The organism is Streptomyces sp. NPDC001373, assembly GCF_042895815.1.
Taxonomy (GTDB): Bacteria; Actinomycetota; Actinomycetes; order Streptomycetales; family Streptomycetaceae; genus Streptomyces.
Genome location: NZ_JBIAWQ010000005.1, coordinates 82,218 through 100,600 on the forward strand (window position 1 = coordinate 82,218; position 18,383 = coordinate 100,600).

At 73.0% G+C, this 18,383-nt stretch carries 16 protein-coding genes; 11 read left to right on the plus strand and 5 right to left on the minus strand.

Annotated features, from left to right (window positions below; genetic code table 11):
• Positions 1–2 precede the first annotated feature (2 nt).
• Positions 3–1,592 (minus strand): alpha/beta fold hydrolase, encoded by a 1,590-nt coding sequence (locus ACFY15_RS13685; protein ID WP_390689384.1) that lies wholly within the window; start codon positions 1,590–1,592, stop codon positions 3–5.
• A gap of 193 nt (positions 1,593–1,785) precedes the next feature.
• Positions 1,786–3,012, minus strand: coding sequence for an Ig-like domain-containing protein (locus tag ACFY15_RS13690; RefSeq protein WP_390689385.1), 1,227 nt, complete (start codon positions 3,010–3,012; stop codon positions 1,786–1,788).
• A 333-nt stretch (positions 3,013–3,345) separates the two neighbouring features.
• Between ACFY15_RS13690 and murJ the strand changes: the two genes are divergently transcribed.
• The 5 genes from murJ (at position 3,346) to ACFY15_RS13715 (ending at position 9,211) form a co-directional block, all read left to right on the plus strand.
• The gene (gene murJ / locus ACFY15_RS13695; RefSeq protein WP_390689386.1) at positions 3,346–4,992 is read left to right on the plus strand and encodes a murein biosynthesis integral membrane protein MurJ; all 1,647 of its coding nucleotides are present in this window, start codon (positions 3,346–3,348) and stop codon (positions 4,990–4,992) included.
• Positions 4,993–5,033: 41 nt separating this feature from the next.
• Entirely contained in the window at positions 5,034–5,714 is a 681-nt protein-coding gene (locus tag ACFY15_RS13700) for a response regulator (protein ID WP_390689387.1), read from the plus strand.
• A 9-nt stretch (positions 5,715–5,723) separates the two neighbouring features.
• The gene (locus ACFY15_RS13705; RefSeq protein ID WP_390825539.1) at positions 5,724–7,187 is read left to right on the plus strand and encodes an ATP-binding protein; all 1,464 of its coding nucleotides are present in this window, start codon (positions 5,724–5,726) and stop codon (positions 7,185–7,187) included.
• Positions 7,184–7,687 (plus strand): hypothetical protein, encoded by a 504-nt coding sequence (locus tag ACFY15_RS13710; RefSeq protein ID WP_390689389.1) that lies wholly within the window; start codon positions 7,184–7,186, stop codon positions 7,685–7,687. Before ACFY15_RS13705 ends, ACFY15_RS13710 begins: the two co-directional genes overlap by 4 nt.
• Before the next feature lie 249 nt (positions 7,688–7,936).
• The gene (locus ACFY15_RS13715) at positions 7,937–9,211 is read left to right on the plus strand and encodes a cytochrome P450 (RefSeq protein WP_390689390.1); all 1,275 of its coding nucleotides are present in this window, start codon (positions 7,937–7,939) and stop codon (positions 9,209–9,211) included.
• On the opposite strand, the gene ACFY15_RS13720 is transcribed toward ACFY15_RS13715, so the two are convergent.
• Positions 9,171–9,893, minus strand: a complete 723-nt coding sequence (locus tag ACFY15_RS13720; protein ID WP_390825540.1) for a hypothetical protein — start codon at positions 9,891–9,893, stop codon at positions 9,171–9,173. The genes ACFY15_RS13715 and ACFY15_RS13720 overlap by 41 nt on opposite strands.
• A 101-nt stretch (positions 9,894–9,994) precedes the next feature.
• Here ACFY15_RS13720 and ggt point away from each other — a divergent pair, with 101 nt between their 5' ends.
• Positions 9,995–11,794, plus strand: coding sequence for a gamma-glutamyltransferase (gene ggt / locus ACFY15_RS13725; RefSeq protein WP_390825541.1), 1,800 nt, complete (start codon positions 9,995–9,997; stop codon positions 11,792–11,794).
• 54 nt (positions 11,795–11,848) lie between these two features.
• On the opposite strand, the gene map is transcribed toward ggt, so the two are convergent.
• Entirely contained in the window at positions 11,849–12,616 is a 768-nt protein-coding gene (gene map / locus ACFY15_RS13730; protein WP_390689393.1) for a type I methionyl aminopeptidase, read from the minus strand.
• 64 nt (positions 12,617–12,680) lie between these two features.
• Here map and ACFY15_RS13735 point away from each other — a divergent pair, with 64 nt between their 5' ends.
• The 5 genes from ACFY15_RS13735 to ACFY15_RS13755 all read left to right on the plus strand — a co-directional run bounded on the left by ACFY15_RS13735 (position 12,681) and on the right by ACFY15_RS13755 (position 17,956).
• Positions 12,681–12,932, plus strand: a complete 252-nt coding sequence (locus tag ACFY15_RS13735; RefSeq protein ID WP_042809119.1) for a helix-turn-helix domain-containing protein — start codon at positions 12,681–12,683, stop codon at positions 12,930–12,932.
• Between the two features lie 399 nt (positions 12,933–13,331).
• Positions 13,332–14,174, plus strand: a complete 843-nt coding sequence (locus tag ACFY15_RS13740; RefSeq protein ID WP_390689395.1) for a nitrilase-related carbon-nitrogen hydrolase — start codon at positions 13,332–13,334, stop codon at positions 14,172–14,174.
• Positions 14,171–15,466, plus strand: a complete 1,296-nt coding sequence (locus tag ACFY15_RS13745) for an aspartate aminotransferase family protein (protein ID WP_390689396.1) — start codon at positions 14,171–14,173, stop codon at positions 15,464–15,466. Before ACFY15_RS13740 ends, ACFY15_RS13745 begins: the two co-directional genes overlap by 4 nt.
• Before the next feature lie 9 nt (positions 15,467–15,475).
• Positions 15,476–16,876: a dihydropyrimidinase gene (gene hydA, locus ACFY15_RS13750; RefSeq protein ID WP_390825542.1), complete on the plus strand. Its 1,401-nt coding sequence runs from the start codon at positions 15,476–15,478 to the stop codon at positions 16,874–16,876.
• Positions 16,877–16,936: 60 nt separating this feature from the next.
• On the plus strand, positions 16,937–17,956 hold the full coding sequence (locus ACFY15_RS13755; protein ID WP_390825543.1) for a TIGR03842 family LLM class F420-dependent oxidoreductase: 1,020 nt from the start codon (positions 16,937–16,939) through the stop codon (positions 17,954–17,956).
• 181 nt (positions 17,957–18,137) lie between these two features.
• Here the strand turns inward: ACFY15_RS13755 and ACFY15_RS13760 are convergent.
• Positions 18,138–18,383: hypothetical protein (locus ACFY15_RS13760; protein ID WP_390825544.1), on the minus strand; the 246-nt coding region annotated here is incomplete at its 5' end.

Sequence of the window (18,383 nt, forward strand, 5' to 3'; positions counted from 1 at the left end):
GGTCACCCCTCGCGCAGCGGCACCGAGACGTAGGAGGGGTCGGTGCGCGGCGAGGAGAAGGTCAGCTGCGCGCCGGCCGGGTTGTGTTCGATGTAGAGCGGGTCGACCGTGTCGACGACGAGGGCCAGCCGGTGGCCCGCGGGCACGTCGTAGGCGGTGGAGAAGAGGTCCAGGTCCACCCCGAACGACTGGCCGGGGGCCTTCCCGTGGAAGGTGTACGGGGCGTTGCTGACCAGCTTGCCGACGCCGAGCGGGCCGACGTCGTACAGGTAGGCGACGAAGGTCCCGTCGCCCTTGGTGGGCGTGACGGTGGTGTGCAGGCGGACGGTGCCGCGCACGCGGCGCTCCCGCTCGTAGCGCGGGGACTGCCAGACGGCGGCGAAGGCGCGGGGGAGCAGGGGGATGGAGGCGACCGGGGGCGCCTTGGCGAACTGGTCGAGGACGCTGGAGAGGAGGACGATCCCGCCGTCGGCGCCGGAGTCGACGTTGGCCCACACGTGCTCGCTGTCGGCGAGGGGGAGCACCTCGCGGCCGCCGGAGCCGACCGACTTCCAGTCGGCGTAGCCCTCGTAGCCGCCGGTGCTGCGGGACTTGATCTGGACGGGGGCCTCGGTGTCCACCCCGTTGCGCTCGCCCTTGAGGTAGCGGTCGAACCAGCGGTGGGCGTTGGTCCAGGTGTCGTTGGGCAGGCCGAACAGGCCGGTGGCCTCGGCGGTGGCGTGGTCCCCGGGGCGGAACTCCAGGCGCTTGGGGCCGGTGAGCTTCGCGAAGAAGTCCGCGTACTGGTTGGGCGGGAAGACGGTGTCGCCCCAGGCGTTGCCCAGCATGACGGCGGCGCCGTTGGCGTTGATCCGGTCGACCTGTTCGGAGGCGGAGCGCTTCCTGCCCCACTCGATCATCGCCTGCTCGTTCTCCAGTCTGGAGCCGAGGAAGTCGCCGAGGACCTGCTGGAGTTCGGGCCCGGGGCGGCCGGTGAGGTAGCCGGTCGCGCCCAGCAGCCCGGCCGCCTGGAGGTGCTGGGTGCGGCCGGAGTAGATGGACTCGATGAGGTCGGCCCAGCCGCTGAGCGCGACCACGGCCTTGATCCGGGGGTCGTGCGCGGAGGCGAGCAGGCTGATGCCCGCGCCGTAGGAGACCCCGCCCAGGCCCACACGGGCGGGGTCGGCGGGGGTGTGGGCCAGGGCCCAGTCGATGACGGCGGAGACGTCGGCGATGTCGGCGGGTCCGGCCGTCTCGATCTGGCCGCCCGAGAGCCAGAACCCGCGCGAGGTGTAACTGACCACGGTGTAGCCGGAGTCGGCGAGCTGCCTGGCCTGGGCGAGGTACTCGACCTGCGGCAGACCCCAGCTGGTGGGGAGCACGATCAGCGGGTACGTCCGGCCGGGCTCGGCGCCGGCCGGGGTGAAGACGTTGCCCTTGAGGGTGATCCCGCCGGAGCCGGGGATGTCGTGGAAGCGGACGTCGGAGGACTGCCGTCCGGACGTCTGCGGGGCGGCGACGGGTGCCGCCTGGGCCTGGTGGGGGGCCAGACCCAGGGCGGTCGCCGCGATCAGGGCGGCCGTGGCCGCTGCGGTGTGGGGGCGGGCTCTCATCGAACGCTCCTCGCGTGCGCCGGTGTCCGAAAGTGAACCGACGGTAACGGGAAGGGCTTACTCAAGGTAACCCACGAGTAAGTTACGTAGCGGTAACAATTGGTGGAACGTCAGGACCTGGGGCACCCGTCCCCGTCCGCCCCTGTCCGTCCCCGTCCGTTCCGGTCCGCACCGGCCCGGGGTGAGCCCGGGGTCAGCCCGCCTGGGGGGCGCCGCCGGCCAGGGCGCTCTTGGCCTTCCACTGGTCCCAGGTCAGGTTCCACTCGCCGTAGCCGTTGCCGACGTCGGCGGTGCCCTTGGAGCCGTGGCCGACCACTTCGAGGAGGTCGCCGGCCTGCACCTGCTCGTAGACGGCCTTGGCGTTGGCGTCGCTCATGCCCACGCAGCCGGAACTGGTGTTGGCGCTGCCGAAGTTGGCCGCGTTCCAGGGGGCGGCGTGCACATACATGCCCGACCAGGTCAGGCGCATCGAGTAGTCGACCATCTTGTCGTAGGCGTCGCCCAGGCCCACCGTCTGGGAGTCCATCCGGATGGTGCCCTCCTTGGCCATCAGCACCATCTTCCCGGACCAGGAGGCCTTCTGGCCGCCCGGAGTGCCCGCCGACACCGGGACGGTCCTGACGACCTGGCCGTCCTCGGTGATCGACATCTTCTTGGTGTCGAGGCTCACCTCCATCCGGCGGTCCTTGCCTATCTTGAACTCCGTGCTGTAGTCGCGGGCGAAGAGACCGCCGCCCGCGCCGGAGTCCACGCCGTTCAGGTTCATCTCCACCTTCACGTCGGTGCCGGACTTCCAGTAGTCCTTCGGCCGCCAGTCCACCCGGTCGTTGCCGGAATAGTCCTTGAACCAGCCCCAGGACCCCTCGGTGTTGTTCGAGGTGGTCACCTTCAGCTGCTTCTCGACCTCGGCCTTGTTCTTCACCGGATTGTCGAAGACGAGGGAGACGGGCATCGCGACCCCGACCGTGCTGCCCTTCGGGATGTTGATGGAGACCTTGTTCACCTTGTCGGCGGCCGAGGTCTTGAACTGCGTGCCCGCGTTCTGGCTGTCGGTGTTCTGCGCCTCGACCTTGTACTCGGTGTTGGGCGCGGCGCCCCGGCCCGAGGTCCAGGTCCTGCCGTCGGCGGCGATCTGCCCGGCGAGCTCCCCGCCCTTGCCGTCCGTCACCTTCACCTGCGCCAGCTTGCCGTCGGCGATGGTCACCTTGACGGGCTCACCCGCCTTGACCTGGTCGCCCGTCAGGTTCACCGAGACGGCCATGGCCGGCTTGTTCTTCGCGTCCGCCTTGGCGCCGCCGTCCGCACCGCCGCCGGAGCCGCCCGAACAGGCGGTCAGCGCGGCGGCCAGCAGCGCGGTGCCGGCGAGCGCCGCGTGGCGGACCCGGCGGCGCGGAAGTGCGGTACGGCGTGTGCGGCTCAAGGAAAACCCCTCCGAAGCATTGATCGTCCACAAGGAAGGAGTGAACGGGACGACCTTAGGTTGCGCTTTCCTCGGAAAAGCCTGTCCGTGCCGTTGTGACATGAGCCGCAGCGAAACGGTTGCCATACGGTCACATTCGCCGTCGGCAGGGCCCGGTGACCGGTTCTCACGGCCTTGGCCGAAAGTCGTGCTGGATCCGGATAAAGGACCTCCGGATCTGCGGAAAGGGCGAATGACATCCTCCGCCAGTGAATTCCGGGGGAGGGGCCGCCGTCCGGCGCCAGGTACCCTCCACCCTCGACCCCGCACACCCGAAACCCTGGGAGCCCGCACGTGACAGCCACCGACACCAGGCCCGCCGCAGCGGAGCCCGCGGCTCCGGCGACGACCTCGGTGCTGCGCAGCGGCGCCCTGATGGCGGCCGGCTCCGTCGTCTCCCGTGCCACCGGCTTCATCCGCTCCGCCGTGGTCCTCGCCGCGCTGGGCACCGCGTTCCTCGGGGACGGCTACGCCGTCGCCAACACGGTCCCGAACATCATCTACATGCTGCTCATAGGGGGCGCGCTCAACGCCGTCTTCGTCCCCGAGCTCGTCCGCGCCGCCAAGGACCACCGGGACGGCGGGGCCGCGTACACCGACCGGCTGCTGACCGCCTGCACCGTGGCGCTCCTCGCGCTCACCGCCGTCGCCGTCCTCGCCGCACCGCTGGTCGTGGACGCCTACACCCCCTCCTCGTACACGGACGCCCAGCGCGACACGGTCGTCGCCCTGGCGCGCCTGTGCCTGCCCCAGATCCTCTTCTACGGGCTGTTCACCCTCCTCGGCCAAGTGCTGAACGCCCGCGGCCGGTTCGGCGCGATGATGTGGACCCCGGTCCTCAACAACCTCGTGGTCATCGCCGTCTTCGGCTTCTTCCTCCACGCCTCCGGCGGCGGCCGGGGCGGCCTCACCGCCGCCGAGACCCGGCTGCTGGGCCTCGGCACCACCGCCGGCATCGTCATCCAGGCCCTCGCCCTCGTCCCCGCCCTGCGCGCCGCCCGCTTCCGCTGGCGCCCCCGCTTCGACTGGCGCGGCAGCGGCCTCACCCGCCCCCTGCGCAACGCCGGCTGGCTGGTCATGCTCGTGCTCACCAACCAGTTCGCCTACTGGGTGGTGACCAAGCTCTCCACCACCGTCCAGGACTCGCCGGGCGGCTCCGGATTCGGCTACGCCGCCTACACCAGCGCCTACCAGCTGTGGGTCGTCCCGCAGGGCATCATCACCGTCTCCCTGGTCACGGCCCTCATGCCCCGGATGAGCTCGGCCGCGGCCGGGGGAGACCTCGGCGCCGTCCGCGAGGACGTCTCGTACGCCCTGCGCTCCAGCGCCGCCCTCGTCCTGCCCGCGGCGGCGCTCTTCGCCGCGCTGGCCCCCTGGGTGATGGACTGCGTCTCCGGATACGGAGAGGTCACCGCCGACGGGGTCGCCGCCATGGCCGGCATGCTCGTCGCCTTCGCCCCCGGCCTGGTCGCCTACTCCGCCCAGTACGTGCTCGCCCGCGGCTTCTACGCCCTCTCCGACACCCGCACCCCCTTCCTCCTCAACCTGGTTGTCGTCGCCCTCAACGCCGGGCTCTCCTGCTCCGCCTACCTGCTGCTGCCCGCCCGCTGGGCCGTCACCGGCATGGCCGCCGCCACCTCCCTCGCCTTCATGGGCGGCGCCACCGTCACCGCCTGCGTCCTCTCCCGTCGGCTCGGCCCCCGCACCGGCCCCCGTACCGCCACCGCCCTGCGCACCCACCTGCGGCTCCTCGCGGCCTGCCTGCCCGCGGCCGCCGCCGGGTACGGCGCCGCCCGCGCCGTCGACGGACTCGGCGCGTTCGCCGCGGCCGGGGCGGGAACCGCCGCGCTCGCCCTGGTCGTCGTACTCCTCGCCAGGCCCCTGCGCCTGGCCGAGATCACCGACCTGCTGGACTCCCTGCGCCGCAAGACCGGCCGATAGGGGGAGGAAAGGCGGCAGAACACCTTGGGATACTGGACCGGATGCCACGCGTACTGCTGATCGAGGACGACCCTTCCATCCGGGAAGGAGTCGCCCTCGGCCTGCGCCGCAGGGGCCACGAGGTCAGAGCCGCCGGCACCGGGGAGGAAGGGCTCGCCCTGACGGGCTCCTTCCACCCCGAGCTCGTCCTGCTCGACCTGATGCTGCCCGGGATCAACGGCGTCCAGGTCTGCCGCCGGATCCGCGAGACCAGCCTGGTCCCGATCATCATGCTCACCGCGCGCGGCGACGACTTCGACATCGTCGTCGGCCTGGAGGCCGGGGCCGACGACTACATCGTCAAACCCGCCCGCACCGAGATCATCGAGGCCCGCGCCCGCGCCGTCCTGCGCCGCCGCCCCGACCCCCTCGGCCGCCTGGGGACCGAACACCACGGCGAGCTCACCGTCGACCGCGCCGGACTGACCGTCGCCAAGAACGGCGAACGACTGCCCCTCGCCCCCAGCGAGCTCAAGCTCCTGCTCCACCTGTCGGCCGCCCCGGAACAGGTCTTCTCCCGCCAGCAACTGCTGGAGAGCGTGTGGGAGCACAGCTACCACGCCGACGCCCGGCTCGTGGACGCCTGCGTCCGGCGGCTGCGCCACAAGGTCGAGGACCCCGCCCGCGGCCCCCGCTACATACAGACGGTGCGGGGCTTCGGCTACCGCTTCGGGCCGCTCTAGGAGACCGTTGTGTCCAGCCGCGCGCCGTTCGGCCTGCGCACCCGCCTGATCGCCGCGTTCCTCCTGGTCGCCGCCGTCTCCGCGGTCAGCACCGCCGCCCTCACCTACCGGCAGGCGCGCAGCGCCGTCCTCACCCAGAGCCAGGACACCGCCGTCAGCACCCTGCGCGACCAACTGGAGGCCGCGGCCCTGACCCTGCCGATGGACCAGCGCCAGCTCCAGCGCCTCGTCGACGACCTCGGCAGACGCGGCAAACCGCACCCCTGGGTGGTCTTCGGCGAGTACGGCACCCTGCGCGCCTCCTCCGCCGACCTCGGCGCGCCCGTCTCCGACGTCCTCACCGACACCCTCCGCGCCCAGGTCGTCGCCCATCCCCACGGGGCTTTCCAACGGGTCACGGGCGACCGGGGCGAGCCGTACCTGACCATCGGCATGCCCGCCGTCTTCCTGCACAACGGAGCCCGCGAGGCCACCGGAGCCGTCCTCTACGCCGTCATGCCGCTCTCCACCGAACAGCAGACCGTCGACGCCATGGTCCAGGCGGCCAAACAGGGCGCCGTTCCGGGCCTCGCCATCGCCGTCGTCCCCGCCCTGCTCGCCGCGCGCAGCGTGCTGCGCCCCGTCCGCGACATGCGGCGCGCCGCCCAGCACCTGGGGCGCGGCCGTCTCGACACCCGGATCGAGGTCCGGGGCGCCGACGAACTGGCCGGCCTCGCCCGCACCTTCAACGAGACCGCCGGAGCCCTGGAGGAGTCCGTGGCCGAGCTGCGGGAGGCGGAGGCCCGGGCCCGCCGGTTCGCCGCCGACGTCTCCCACGAACTGCGCACCCCGCTCGCCGGGATGCTCGCCGTCACCGAGGTCCTCGACGAGGACGCCGAGCAGCTCGACCCCGACACCGCCAAGGCCCTGCGGCTGATCAGCGCCGAGACCGGCAAGCTCGCCGTGCTCGTCGAGGACCTGATGGAGATCTCCCGCTTCGACGCCCGCGCCGCCGGCCTCAACCTCGACGACGTGGACGTCGCCGAGGCCGTGGGCAAGAGCCTCCAGCGCCGCCACTGGGACGACGACCGGGTCACCACCGACCTGCCCGAGGGGATCCGCGCCCGCCTCGACCCCCGCCGCTTCGACGTGGTCCTCGCCAACCTGCTCGGCAACGCCCTGCGGCACGGCGCCGCCCCCGTACGGGTCACCGTGCGCACCGCCGCCGCCCCCGAGGGGGAGCGGCTCGTCGTGGAGGTCGCCGACAGCGGCCCCGGGGTCGCCGCCGAGGTGCTGCCGCACATCTTCGACCGGTTCTTCAAGGCCGACGCGGCCCGCACCCGCTCCGCCGGGAGCGGCCTCGGCCTGGCGATCAGCCTGGAGAACGTCCGGCTGCACGGGGGCACCCTGAGCGCCGCCAACGCCGCGCCCGGGGCGGACGCGTTCGGGGGAGCGGTGTTCACCCTGGACATGCCGCTGGAGGCCGCCCCGTGAGCCGGCCGCTGCGCGGACCCGCCGTGGCCGCCGCCCTGCTGGCCCCGCTGTGGACGGCCACCGCCTGCGGGATCAAGCCGACGGGGGTCGTGGAGAGCGGCGCCGCCGCCCGGGTCGCCGTCGCGCGGGCCGGGGGCTCCATGGCCTACTTCGTCACCCCCGACGGTCACCTGGCCCCCGCGCCGCAGCCCGAGTACACCCAGGGCGGCCCCCGGGGGAGCGTGATCGGACTGCTGCGCGGCCCCGGCGAGGCGGAGCGTGAGGCGGGGCTCGCCACCCGGGTCCCGGTGGTCGGGGAGGAGGCCGCCGAGGGCGGGGTGGCCGTCGCCGTGAGCGACCGGCTGGAGGTGCGCCTGCCCTTCCCCGTCGCCGGACTCGACCCGCTCGGCCGGCGCCAGCTGGTGTGCAGCGCCCTGTCCACCACGGACCCGGTGTACGAGGTGGTCCTGCGCGGCACCGACACCGCCCTGCCCCCGGCCCGCTGCGACGCGGGCCACTGACGGCGGCCGGCGTCTTGTGGCCCTGGCCCGCGTGCCGTCACCGTGTGGGCCATGGAACGCGCCGCACGTGATCCCGCAGCCCCCGCAGCCCCCGCAGCCCCCGCAGCCCCCGCAGCCCCCGGCACTCCGGCCGGTTCCGGCACCCCGGTCGGTCCCGGTTTCCCGGAGGGCGCCGGCACCCCGGTCGGTCCCGGCTCCTCGGCCGGCCCCGGCTTCCCGGAGGGCCCCGGTTCACCGGACGGTGCCGCGGTGCCCGACGTGTTCGATCCGCGCGTCTACGCCGCGGGCGTCCCGCACGAGCGCTACCGGCTCCTGCGCGACCGGGCCCCGGTGGCCTGGCAGGAGGAGCCGGAGGTGCTGGGCTGGCCCGCCGGGCCCGGGTTCTGGGCCGTCACCCGGCACGCCGACGTGGTCCGGGTCCTGCGCGACCACGGCGCGTACTCCTCCTGGCTCGGCGCCACCCAGATCCGCGACCCCGACCCCGCCGACCTGCCCTTCCTGCGGCGGACCATGCTCAACCAGGACCCTTCCCCCAGGCCCTGCGGGCCTGGGGAGACCCCTGCCTCGCACGGCCGGCTCCGCCGCCTGGTCTCCCGCGCCTTCACCCCCGCCCGGGTCGACGCCTTCGCGGGCAGGGTCCGCGAGCGCGCCCGTACCCTCCTGGCCGCCGCCCGGGACGGCGCCGAGGACGGCGCCGCCGACGTCGTCCGGGCCGTCACCGACGAGTACGCCCTGCTCAACCTCACCGACCTGCTCGGGGTCCCGGCGGCTGACCGGGGCCTGCTGCTGGAGTGGACCGTACGCGTCATCGGCTACCAGGACCCCGAGGACGCCCCCGCCCCCCTCCTCGGCCCCGACGGGAAACCGCTGAACCCGCGCTCACCGGCGCTGCTCGGCGAGATGTTCGGCTACGCCCGCGAACTCGCCGCGCACAAGCGCGCACACCCCGGCGACGACGTGATGACGGCCCTCGCCCACGGCGGGCTGGACCCCGCCGAACTGGAGATGTTCTTCTTCCTGCTGACCGTCGCCGGCAACGACACCGTCCGCAGCGCCGCCCCGGGCGGCCTCCTCGCCCTGGCCCGCGACCCCGGCGCCTACCGCGCGCTCGCCGACGGCAGCGTCCCGGCCGGCCGGGCCGTCGAGGAACTCCTGCGCGTCCACCCCCCGGTGCTCAGCTTCCGCCGCACCGCCGCCCACGACACCGAACTCGCCGGAACCCGGATTCGCGCCGGCGACAAGGTGGTGGTCTTCCACGCCTCCGCCAACCACGACGCGCGCGTCTTCCCCGACCCGCACCGCCTCGACCTCGGCCGCTCCCCGAACCCGCACGTCTCCTTCGGCGACGGCCCGCACGTCTGCCTCGGCGCCCACTTCGCCCGGCTCCAGCTGCGCACCCTCTACGAGGAGTGGCGCACGGCGATGCCCGCGCCCGAACTCACCGGCGAGCCGCGCCGGCTGGTCTCCAACTTCATCAACGGGATCACGCGGCTGCCGCTGCGGGTGTCCGGGACGCGGCGGTGACGTCCGCCACCAGCTCCGTCACATCGGGGCCGTAGGCACCGGAGTTGACCACCTTCAGCAGGAGGCAGAAGCCGGCCCCGCGGTAGGAGCGGGCCAGCTTCTCGTGGTGGCGGGCCAGGTAACGGGCCGCGGCCTGGTTGCTGTTGGCGGTCTGCCCGGACAGCAGGAACACCGGCCGTGCGCCCTGGTCGGTCGTCAGCCGCGCCAGCAGCACGTACTCCGTCAGGTCCGGCTCCCAGCGGTACGTCTCCCCGCCGACACGGATCGACCCCCGGTCGGGGCCGGCCTCCGTGGAGAGGTCGACCCGGACGCCGGGCAGCATCGAGTGCAGGTGGGCCACCGTACGGGAGTTGGAGGCGGGGCCGCCGACGCAGAACTCGGCGCGCTCGCCGAAGCCCTGGCGGGCCTCGTGGGTGACGATCTGCACCGTCGCCCCGCAGTCCTTGATGAGGGCCGATATCTCCAGCAGGGCGAAGGCGTCGTTGCGGTGCAGCGAGGACTCCGTGCCGCCCATCTGCCGGTTGACCACGAACAGGCAGTCCGAGCCGGTCGGCAGCCCGAAGAAGGCCTGCTTGCGGCGGAGCGCACGGCGCCACAGGTACGTCCGGGTGAACCAGCCGAAGCCGCCGCTGACGGCGGTGGCCACCACTCCGAGCACGATGTTGCGCACGTCGTCGTTCATGCGGCGGATGCTAGCCGCCGCACCGCCTCCATGACGCGGGGGGTGCGCCGGAGCTAGGCTGCCGGTCCATGGTCTGACAGGCAGTCGACTGGAGGAACCGGATGCGCGCTTCCGCAGCACGTCAGTTAGCGTTCGCAGCCCTCGCCGGGGCGCTCGTCTCCACCGGAGCGGCCGCTCCGCCTCCGCCGGAGGCCGCCCCGGCCAAGGTGCCGGTGGCCGTGGGCTACGGAGGGGCGGTCGCCAGTGTCGACGCCGACGCCTCGGCGGCCGGGATCGCCGTCCTGCGGGCCGGGGGCAACGCCGTGGACGCGGCGATCGCCACCGCCGCCGCCCTCGGGGTCACCGAACCGTACTCGGCCGGCGTCGGAGGCGGCGGCTACCTCGTCTACTACGACGCCGCCTCCCGCCGGGTGCAGACCATCGACGGCCGCGAGACCGCACCCGCCACGGCCACCGAGACCCTGTTCCAGGAGAACGGCGTCCCCATCCCCTTCGCCGAGGGCCAGACCAGCGGCCGCAGCGTCGGGGTCCCCGGCACCCCCGCCACCTGGAAGACCGCCCTCGACGCCTGGGGCACCCGGCCGCTGTCCCAACTCCTGCGCCCCGCCGAGAAACTGGCCCGTGACGGGTTCACCGTCGACAGCACCTTCCGCGCCCAGACCGAGGCCAACCAGGACCGCTTCAGGGACTTCCCCGACACCCGCAGGCTGTTCCTGCCCGGCGGACAGCTCCCCGTCGTCGGCTCCACCTTCAAGAACCCCGACCTCGCGGACACGTACGCCGAACTCGCCCGCAAGGGCACCGGAGCGCTCTACCGCGGCCCGATCGCCGACGACATCGTCAGGGCCGTGCGCAAACCCCCGGTCGACCCCGCCGCCACCCGGACCGTCCGCTCCGGCGACCTCACCGCCGCCGACCTGCGCGCGTACGCGACCAGGCGGCAGGCCCCGACCCAGGTGGGCTACCGGGGCCTGGACGTCTACAGCATGGCCCCGTCCTCCTCCGGGGGCACCACCGTCGGCGAGGCGCTGAACATCCTGGAGCGCACCGACCTGTCGAAGCTGTCCGAGGCGCAGTACCTGCACCGGTTCATCGAGGCCTCCCGGATCTCCTTCGCCGACCGGGGGCGCTGGGTCGGCGACCCGGCCGCCCAGCCCGTCCCGACCCGCGAACTGCTCTCGCAGCGGTTCGCCGACTCGCGCGCCTGCCTGATCAGGCCGGACCGGACCCTGACCAGCCCGCTGGCTCCCGGGGACCCCCGCGACCCGGCGCCCTGCGCCACCACCGGGCAGGCGGCGCCCACCACCTACGAGGGCGAGAACACCACGCACCTGACGGTCGCCGACCGCTGGGGCAACGTGGTCTCGTACACCCTGACCATCGAGTCCACGGGCGGCAGCGCCATCACCGTCCCGGGCCGCGGCTTCCTGCTCAACAACGAGCTGACGGACTTCTCCTTCGCCCCGGCGGCCCCCGGCGTGCCGGACCCGAACCTGCCCGGCCCGGGCAAGCGGCCGCGCTCGTCCATGTCCCCGACCATCGTCCTCGACCACGGCCGCCCGGTCCTGGCCGTCGGCTCCCCGGGCGGCGCGACCATCATCACCACCGTCCTGCAGACCCTGACCGGCCATCTGGACCGGGGCCTGCCGCTGGTCGACGCGATCAGGGCGCCGCGCGCCAGCCAGCGCAACCAGACGACGACGGAACTCGAACCGGAGCTGTGGAACAGCCCGCTGCGGACCGAACTGGAGGGACTGGGGCAGGCGTTCCGGCAGAACCCGGAGATCGGCGCCGCGACGGGCGTCCAGCGGCTCCCGGACGGCCGCTGGCTGGCGGCCGCCGAGACCACCCGGCGCGGCGGGGGCTCGGCGATGGTCGTGCACCCGCACGGGAAGCCGTAGCCACGGCCGGCCCGCGGCCCGGGCGCGCCGCCGGGCGGCCGACGGGGCGGCGGGCTACGGCGCCGTCAGGATCCTGGGGCCTCCGGCGGTGACGGCGACCGTGTGCTCCACGTGCGCGGCGCGGGAGCCGTCGGTGGTGCGCAGGGTCCAGCCGTCGGGGTCGCAGGCGTAGTCGTCCGTACCGCCCGCGATCAGCATCGGCTCGATCGCCAGGACCATGCCGGGGCGCAGCTTCATGCCGCGCCCCGGAGGGCCCTCGTTGGGGACGCCCGGGTCCTCGTGCATGCTGCGGCCCACGCCGTGGCCGCCGAAGCCCTCCGGGATGCCGTAGCCCGCCGCGCGGCAGACGCGGCCCACGGCGTGCGCGATGTCGCCGATCCGGTTGCCGGGGACGGCGGCGGCGATGCCGGCGGCGAGGGCCGCCTCGGCGGTCCCGATCAGCCGCTGGTCGGCGGGGCGGGCCCGGCCGACGGTGAAGCTGACGGCCGCGTCGCCGACCCAGCCGCGCAGCCGGGCCCCGCAGTCGATGCTGACCAGGTCGCCGTCGCGCAGCCGGTAGCCGTCGGGGACGCCGTGCACGATCGCGTCGTTCACCGAGGTGCACACCACGCCGGGGAAGGGCACCGGCGCGAAGTGCGGGCGGTAGCCGAGGAAGGGGGAGGTGGCCCGCGCCTCGCGCAGGACCGCGCGGGCCACCGCGTCCAGCTCCAGGAGGGACACGCCCACCCGGGCGGCCTCCCGTACGGCGGCCAGGGCGTGCGCGACCACCCGGCCGGCGGCGCGCATCTCGTCGATCGCTTCGTCCGTTTTCAAGTGCACCATGCCGATAACTATACCGGTATAAGTTTAACGGGATAGTTATCTGAGTGCGGGGTAGGATGGGGGCATGGTGCGCACCCCTCTGACCCCTGAAGAGCGCGAGCGAGGCGAGCGGCTGGGCGCGCTGCTGCGCGAGGCGCGCGGCGGCCGCAGCATGGTCGAGGTCGCCGCCGGCGCCGGGCTCTCGCCCGAGACCCTCCGCAAGATCGAGACGGGCCGGGCGCCGACCCCGGCCTTCTTCACCGTGGCCGCCCTGGCGGGAACGCTCGGCCTCTCCCTCGACGACGTCATACGCCGCTGCGCGCTGGTCCCCGCCTGACGCGGCGCTCCGCCGCCCGCCACCGCGACCTCTCCCACGCCCTGCGCGTCGCCGGCCTGCCCGCGAACTAGGCTGCCTCTTCCGGCCCGTTCCGGCCCGTTGCGGACCGCTCCGCACCCTGTGCTGCCCGGCTCCGCACCCCACGGCGATACCGGGGCTCCCGAGTGCACCCCCACCCCGGGAGCCCCTCCGCCCCCGCGGATCCCTTCCCGGTGCCGGGGCGGCCCGCATGAACCGTCCGTCCGTGACCGCAATCGACCGCGTGGCGACGTAACTTGATCGACTACTCCAACCGCGCAAGGTGGTCTTGCCCCACGCTGTGACGGGGCCTACCTTCGACTCCCTACGGACACCGTCTACGTGCGTAGAAGTCGGCGTTCCCGTCGCGAGGAGCAGCTCATGGCCCAAGTCGTCCGCGCCGCACTCGTCCAGGCCACCTGGACCGGAGACACCGAGTCGATGATCGCCAAGCACGAGGCGCACGCCCGCAGGGCGGCCGCCCAGGGGGCGAAGGTCATCGGCTTCCAGGAGGTGTTCAACGCCCCCTACTTCTGCCAGGTCCAGGAGCCCGAGCACTACCGCTGGGCCGAGCCCGTCCCCGACGGGCCCACCGTCCGCCGGATGCAGGAACTGGCCCGTGAGACCGGGATGGTCATCGTCGTCCCCGTCTTCGAGAAGGAGAGCGAGGGCTTCTACTACAACACCGCCGCCGTCATCGACGCGGACGGCAGCTACCTCGGCAAGTACCGCAAGCACCACATCCCGCAGGTCAAGGGCTTCTGGGAGAAGTACTACTTCCGCCCCGGCAACCTCGGCTGGCCCGTCTTCGACACCGCCGTCGGCCGCGTCGGCGTCTACATCTGCTATGACCGCCACTTCCCGGAGGGCTGGCGCCAACTCGGCCTGGCCGGGGCCCAGCTGGTCTACAACCCGTCCGCCACCTCCCGGGGTCTGTCCGCGTACCTGTGGCAGCTGGAACAGCCGGCCTCCGCCGTCGCCAACGAGTACTTCGTCGCCGCCATCAACCGCGTCGGCCAGGAGGAGTACGGCGACAACGACTTCTACGGGACCAGCTACTTCGTCGACCCCCGCGGCCAGTTCGTCGGCGAGGTCGCCAGCGACAAGGAGGAGGAACTCCTCGTCCGGGACCTCGACTTCGACCTGATCAGGGAGGTCCGCGAGCAGTGGGCCTTCTACCGCGACCGCCGCCCCGACGCCTACGGAGGACTGGTTCAGCCGTGACCAACCCGACCCCCCTGCACAGCCGCCACCGCACCGTCCTGCCCGACTGGCTCGCGCTCTACTACGACCGCCCGATCGAGCTCACCCACGGCGAGGGACGCCACGTCTGGGACGCCGACGGGAACCGCTACCTCGACTTCTTCGGCGGCATCCTCACCACCATGACCGCCCACGCCCTGCCGGAGGTCACCAAGGCCGTCTCCGAGCAGGCCGGGCGGATCATCCACTCCTCCACCCTGTACCTCAACCGGCCCATGATCGAGCTGGCCGAACGGATCGCCGCCCTGTCCGGCATCCCGGACCCCCGGGTCTTCTTCACCACCTCCGGCACCGAGGCCAACGACGCCGCCCTGCTGCTCGCGACCACGTACCGCCGCTCCAACCAGATCCTGGCGATGCGCAACAGCTACCACGGCCGGTCCTTCTCCACCGTCGGGATCACCGGCAACCGGGGCTGGTCCCCGACCAGCCTCTCCCCGCTCCAGACGTACTACGTCCACGGCGCCGTCCGCACCCGCGGCCCCTTCGCCGCCCTCGACGACGCCGCCTTCACCGCCGCGGCCGTCGCCGACCTGGAGGACCTGCTCGGCCAGGCGCGCGGGGGAGTGGCCGCCCTCATCGCGGAGCCCATTCAGGGCGTCGGCGGGTTCACCTCACCCCCCGACGGGCTGTACGGGGCCTTCCGCGAGGTCCTCAACCGGTACGGCATCCTCTGGATCAGCGACGAGGTGCAGACCGGCTGGGGCCGCACCGGCGACAACTTCTGGGGCTGGCAGGCCCACGCGCGCAGCGGCCCGCCGGACATGCTCACCTTCGCCAAGGGCATCGGCAACGGCATGTCCATCGGCGGCGTCGTGGCCCGCGCCGAGGTGATGAACTGCCTCGACTCCAACTCCATCTCCACCTTCGGCGGCTCCCCCGTCACCATGGCGGCCGGCCTCGCCAACCTCTCCTACCTCCTGGAACACGACCTCCAGGGCAACGCCCGCCGCGTCGGCGGCCTCCTCCTGGAGCGGCTGCGCGCCCTCGCCGCCGCCTCGCCCGCCGTCCGCGAGGTCCGCGGCCGGGGCCTGATGGCCGGCCTGGAGATCACCGAGCCCGGCACCGACCGCGCCGACCCGCAGGCGGCCGCCGCCGTCCTGGAGGCGGCCCGGGCGGGCGGCCTGCTGATCGGCAAGGGCGGCGGGCACGACACCAGCGTGCTGCGCATCGCGCCGCCGCTCTCCCTCACCGTCGCCGAGGCGGAAGAGGGGGCCGAGATCCTCGGACAGGCGCTCCGCAGCATCGAGTAGGGGACCGACATGAGCATCCGCACCCTGATCAGAGGCGGCCTGGTCGTCACCGCCGCCGACGAGCTCCACGCGGACGTCCTCGTCGAGGACGGCCGCGTGGCGGCCCTCGCCGCCACCGGCTCGGCCGCCGCCGCGGCCTGGACCGCCGACCGCACGATCGACGCGAGCGGGAAGTACGTCATCCCGGGCGGCGTCGACGCCCACACCCACATGGAGCTGCCGTTCGGCGGCACCTCCGCCTCCGACACCTTCGAGACCGGCACCCGGGCCGCGGCGTGGGGCGGCACCACCACCATCGTCGACTTCGCCGTCCAGAGCGTCGGCCGCTCCCTGCGGGAAGGCCTCGACACCTGGTACGCCAAGGCCGACGGCAACTGCGCCGTCGACTACGCCTTCCACATGATCCTCTCGGACGTCAACGAGCACACCCTGAAGGAGATGGACCTCCTCGTCAGCGAGGGCGTCACCTCCTTCAAGCTGTTCATGGCCTACCCGGGCGTCTTCTACAGCGACGACGGGCAGATCCTGCGGGCCATGCAGCGGGCCTCGGGCAACGGCGGGCTGATCATGATGCACGCGGAGAACGGCATCGCCATCGACGTCCTCGTCGAACAGGCTCTCGCCCGCGGGGAGACCGACCCCCGCCACCACGGCGAGGTCCGCAAGGTCCTCCTCGAGGCCGAGGCCACGCACCGGGCGATCCAGCTCGCCCGGGTCGCCGGCTCCCCGCTGTACGTGGTCCACGTCTCGGCGGAGGAGGCCGTCGCCGAGCTCGCCGCCGCCCGGGACAAGGGCCTGCCGGTCTTCGGCGAGACCTGCCCGCAATACCTGTTCCTGTCCACCGACAACCTCGCCGAGCCGGACTTCCAGGGCGCCAAGTACGTCTGCTCCACCCCGCTGAGGCCGAAGGAGCACCAGGCAGCGCTCTGGCGCGGGCTGCGCACCAACGACCTCCAGGTGGTCTCCACCGACCACTGCCCCTTCTGCTTCCGCGGCCAGAAGGAGCTGGGCCGGGGCGACTTCTCCAAGATCCCGAACGGGCTGCCGGGGGTGGAGAACCGGATGGACCTCCTGCACCAGGCGGTCCTGGACGGGCACATCAGCCGGCGCCGCTGGATCGAGATCGCCTGCGCGACCCCGGCGCGGATGTTCGGCCTCTACCCGCAGAAGGGCACCATCGCGCCGGGCTCGGACGCCGACATCGTCCTCTACGATCCGCACGCCGAGCAGGTCCTCTCCGCCGAGACCCACCACATGAACGTGGACTACTCCGCGTACGAGGGCAGGCGGATCACCGGCCGGGTCGACACGGTCCTCTCGCGCGGGGAACTCGTCATCGACCGGCGCGAGTTCACCGGCCGCGCCGGGCACGGGGCCTTCGTGCACCGTTCCACCTGCCAGTACCTCTAGGGGGCAGCCGGGGCCCGCACGCCCCCGCGCCCGCACTCCCCAGCAAGGAGCAGCCCGACCATGGACTTCGGCCTCGTCCTGCAGACCGACCCGCCCGCCTCCCAGGTGATCAGCCTGATGAAGCGCGCCGAACGCAACGGCTTCCGCTACGGCTGGACCTTCGACTCCGCCGTGCTGTGGCAGGAGCCGTTCGTCATCTACAGCCAGATCCTCGCCAACACGCAGAAGTTGCACGTCGGCCCCATGGTCACCAACCCGGGCACCCGCACCTGGGAGGTCACCGCCTCCACCTTCGCCACCCTCAACGACATGTACGGCAACCGCACCGTCTGCGGCATCGGCCGCGGGGACTCGGCGATGCGCGTCGCCGGCCGCGCCCCCAACACACTGGCCCGCCTCGGCGAGGCCATCGAGGTGATCCGCGACCTCGCGGAGGGCCGCGAGGCGGTCGTCGACGGCAATCCCCTCCGCATCCCCTGGATCAAGGACGGCAGGCTCCCCGTCTGGATGGCGGCCTACGGCCCGAAGGCGCTCGCCCTGACCGGCCAGAAGGCCGACGGCTTCATCCTCCAGCTCGCCGACCCCTTCCTCACGGAGTGGATGGTCAAGGCGGTCCGCGAAGCCGCCGCCGAGGCCGGCCGCGACCCGGCGTCCCTCACCATCTGCGTGGCGGCCCCGGCGTACGTCACGGCCGACGACAGTCCGGCCGCCCTGGCGCACGCCCGGGACCAGTGCCGCTGGTTCGGCGGGATGGTCGGCAACCACGTCGCCGACCTCGTCTCCCGCTACGGCGAGCACTCGGGCATGGTCCCGGACGAACTCACCGAGTACATCAAGGCCCGCCACGGCTACGACTACAGCCACCACGGTCGCGCCGGGAACCCCTCCACCGACTTCGTCCCCGACGAGATCGTCGACCGCTTCTGCCTCCTGGGCCCCGCCGAGGCCCACATCGAGAAACTCCGCGCCCTGCGCGGCCTGGGCGTGGACCAGTTCGCCGTCTACGACATGCACGACGCGCGGGAGGCAACCATCGACGCGTACGGCCGGCATGTCATCCCGGCCCTCAACAACTCCTGAGGTCGAATGCGGGGTGTCGTGCCGTGCCCGGGAAGGTCTGATGGTCAGGCCGGTCCCGGCGGGGCAGCCGTCCGCTCGTGGGGGGCCGTCGAAGTCCCGGCGGCCGTGTCGGTCGCCGAGGGCCTGTCCGTCGTGCCCGGCACGCCGCTGGCGCACGTGCCGGGCACAGGCTGGACAGGGTCTACCTGGGCTGGCCCCAGTCGAGTTGGGTGAGGGTGCCGTCGTCGTTGCGGAGGTGGAAGCGGGCTTCGGAGGGGCGCCAGATTCCGATGTTGGCGGCGGGGCTGTTGTTGCCGCCGTCCCAGTTGGCGGTGACGGGGAGGTCGCCGGTCTGTCCCCAGTCGAGGATCTTGAGGCTGCCGTCGTCCATGCGGAGGTGGAACTGTCCGGTGGAGGGGCGGAAGACGCCCAGGTTGTCGGGGCCGGC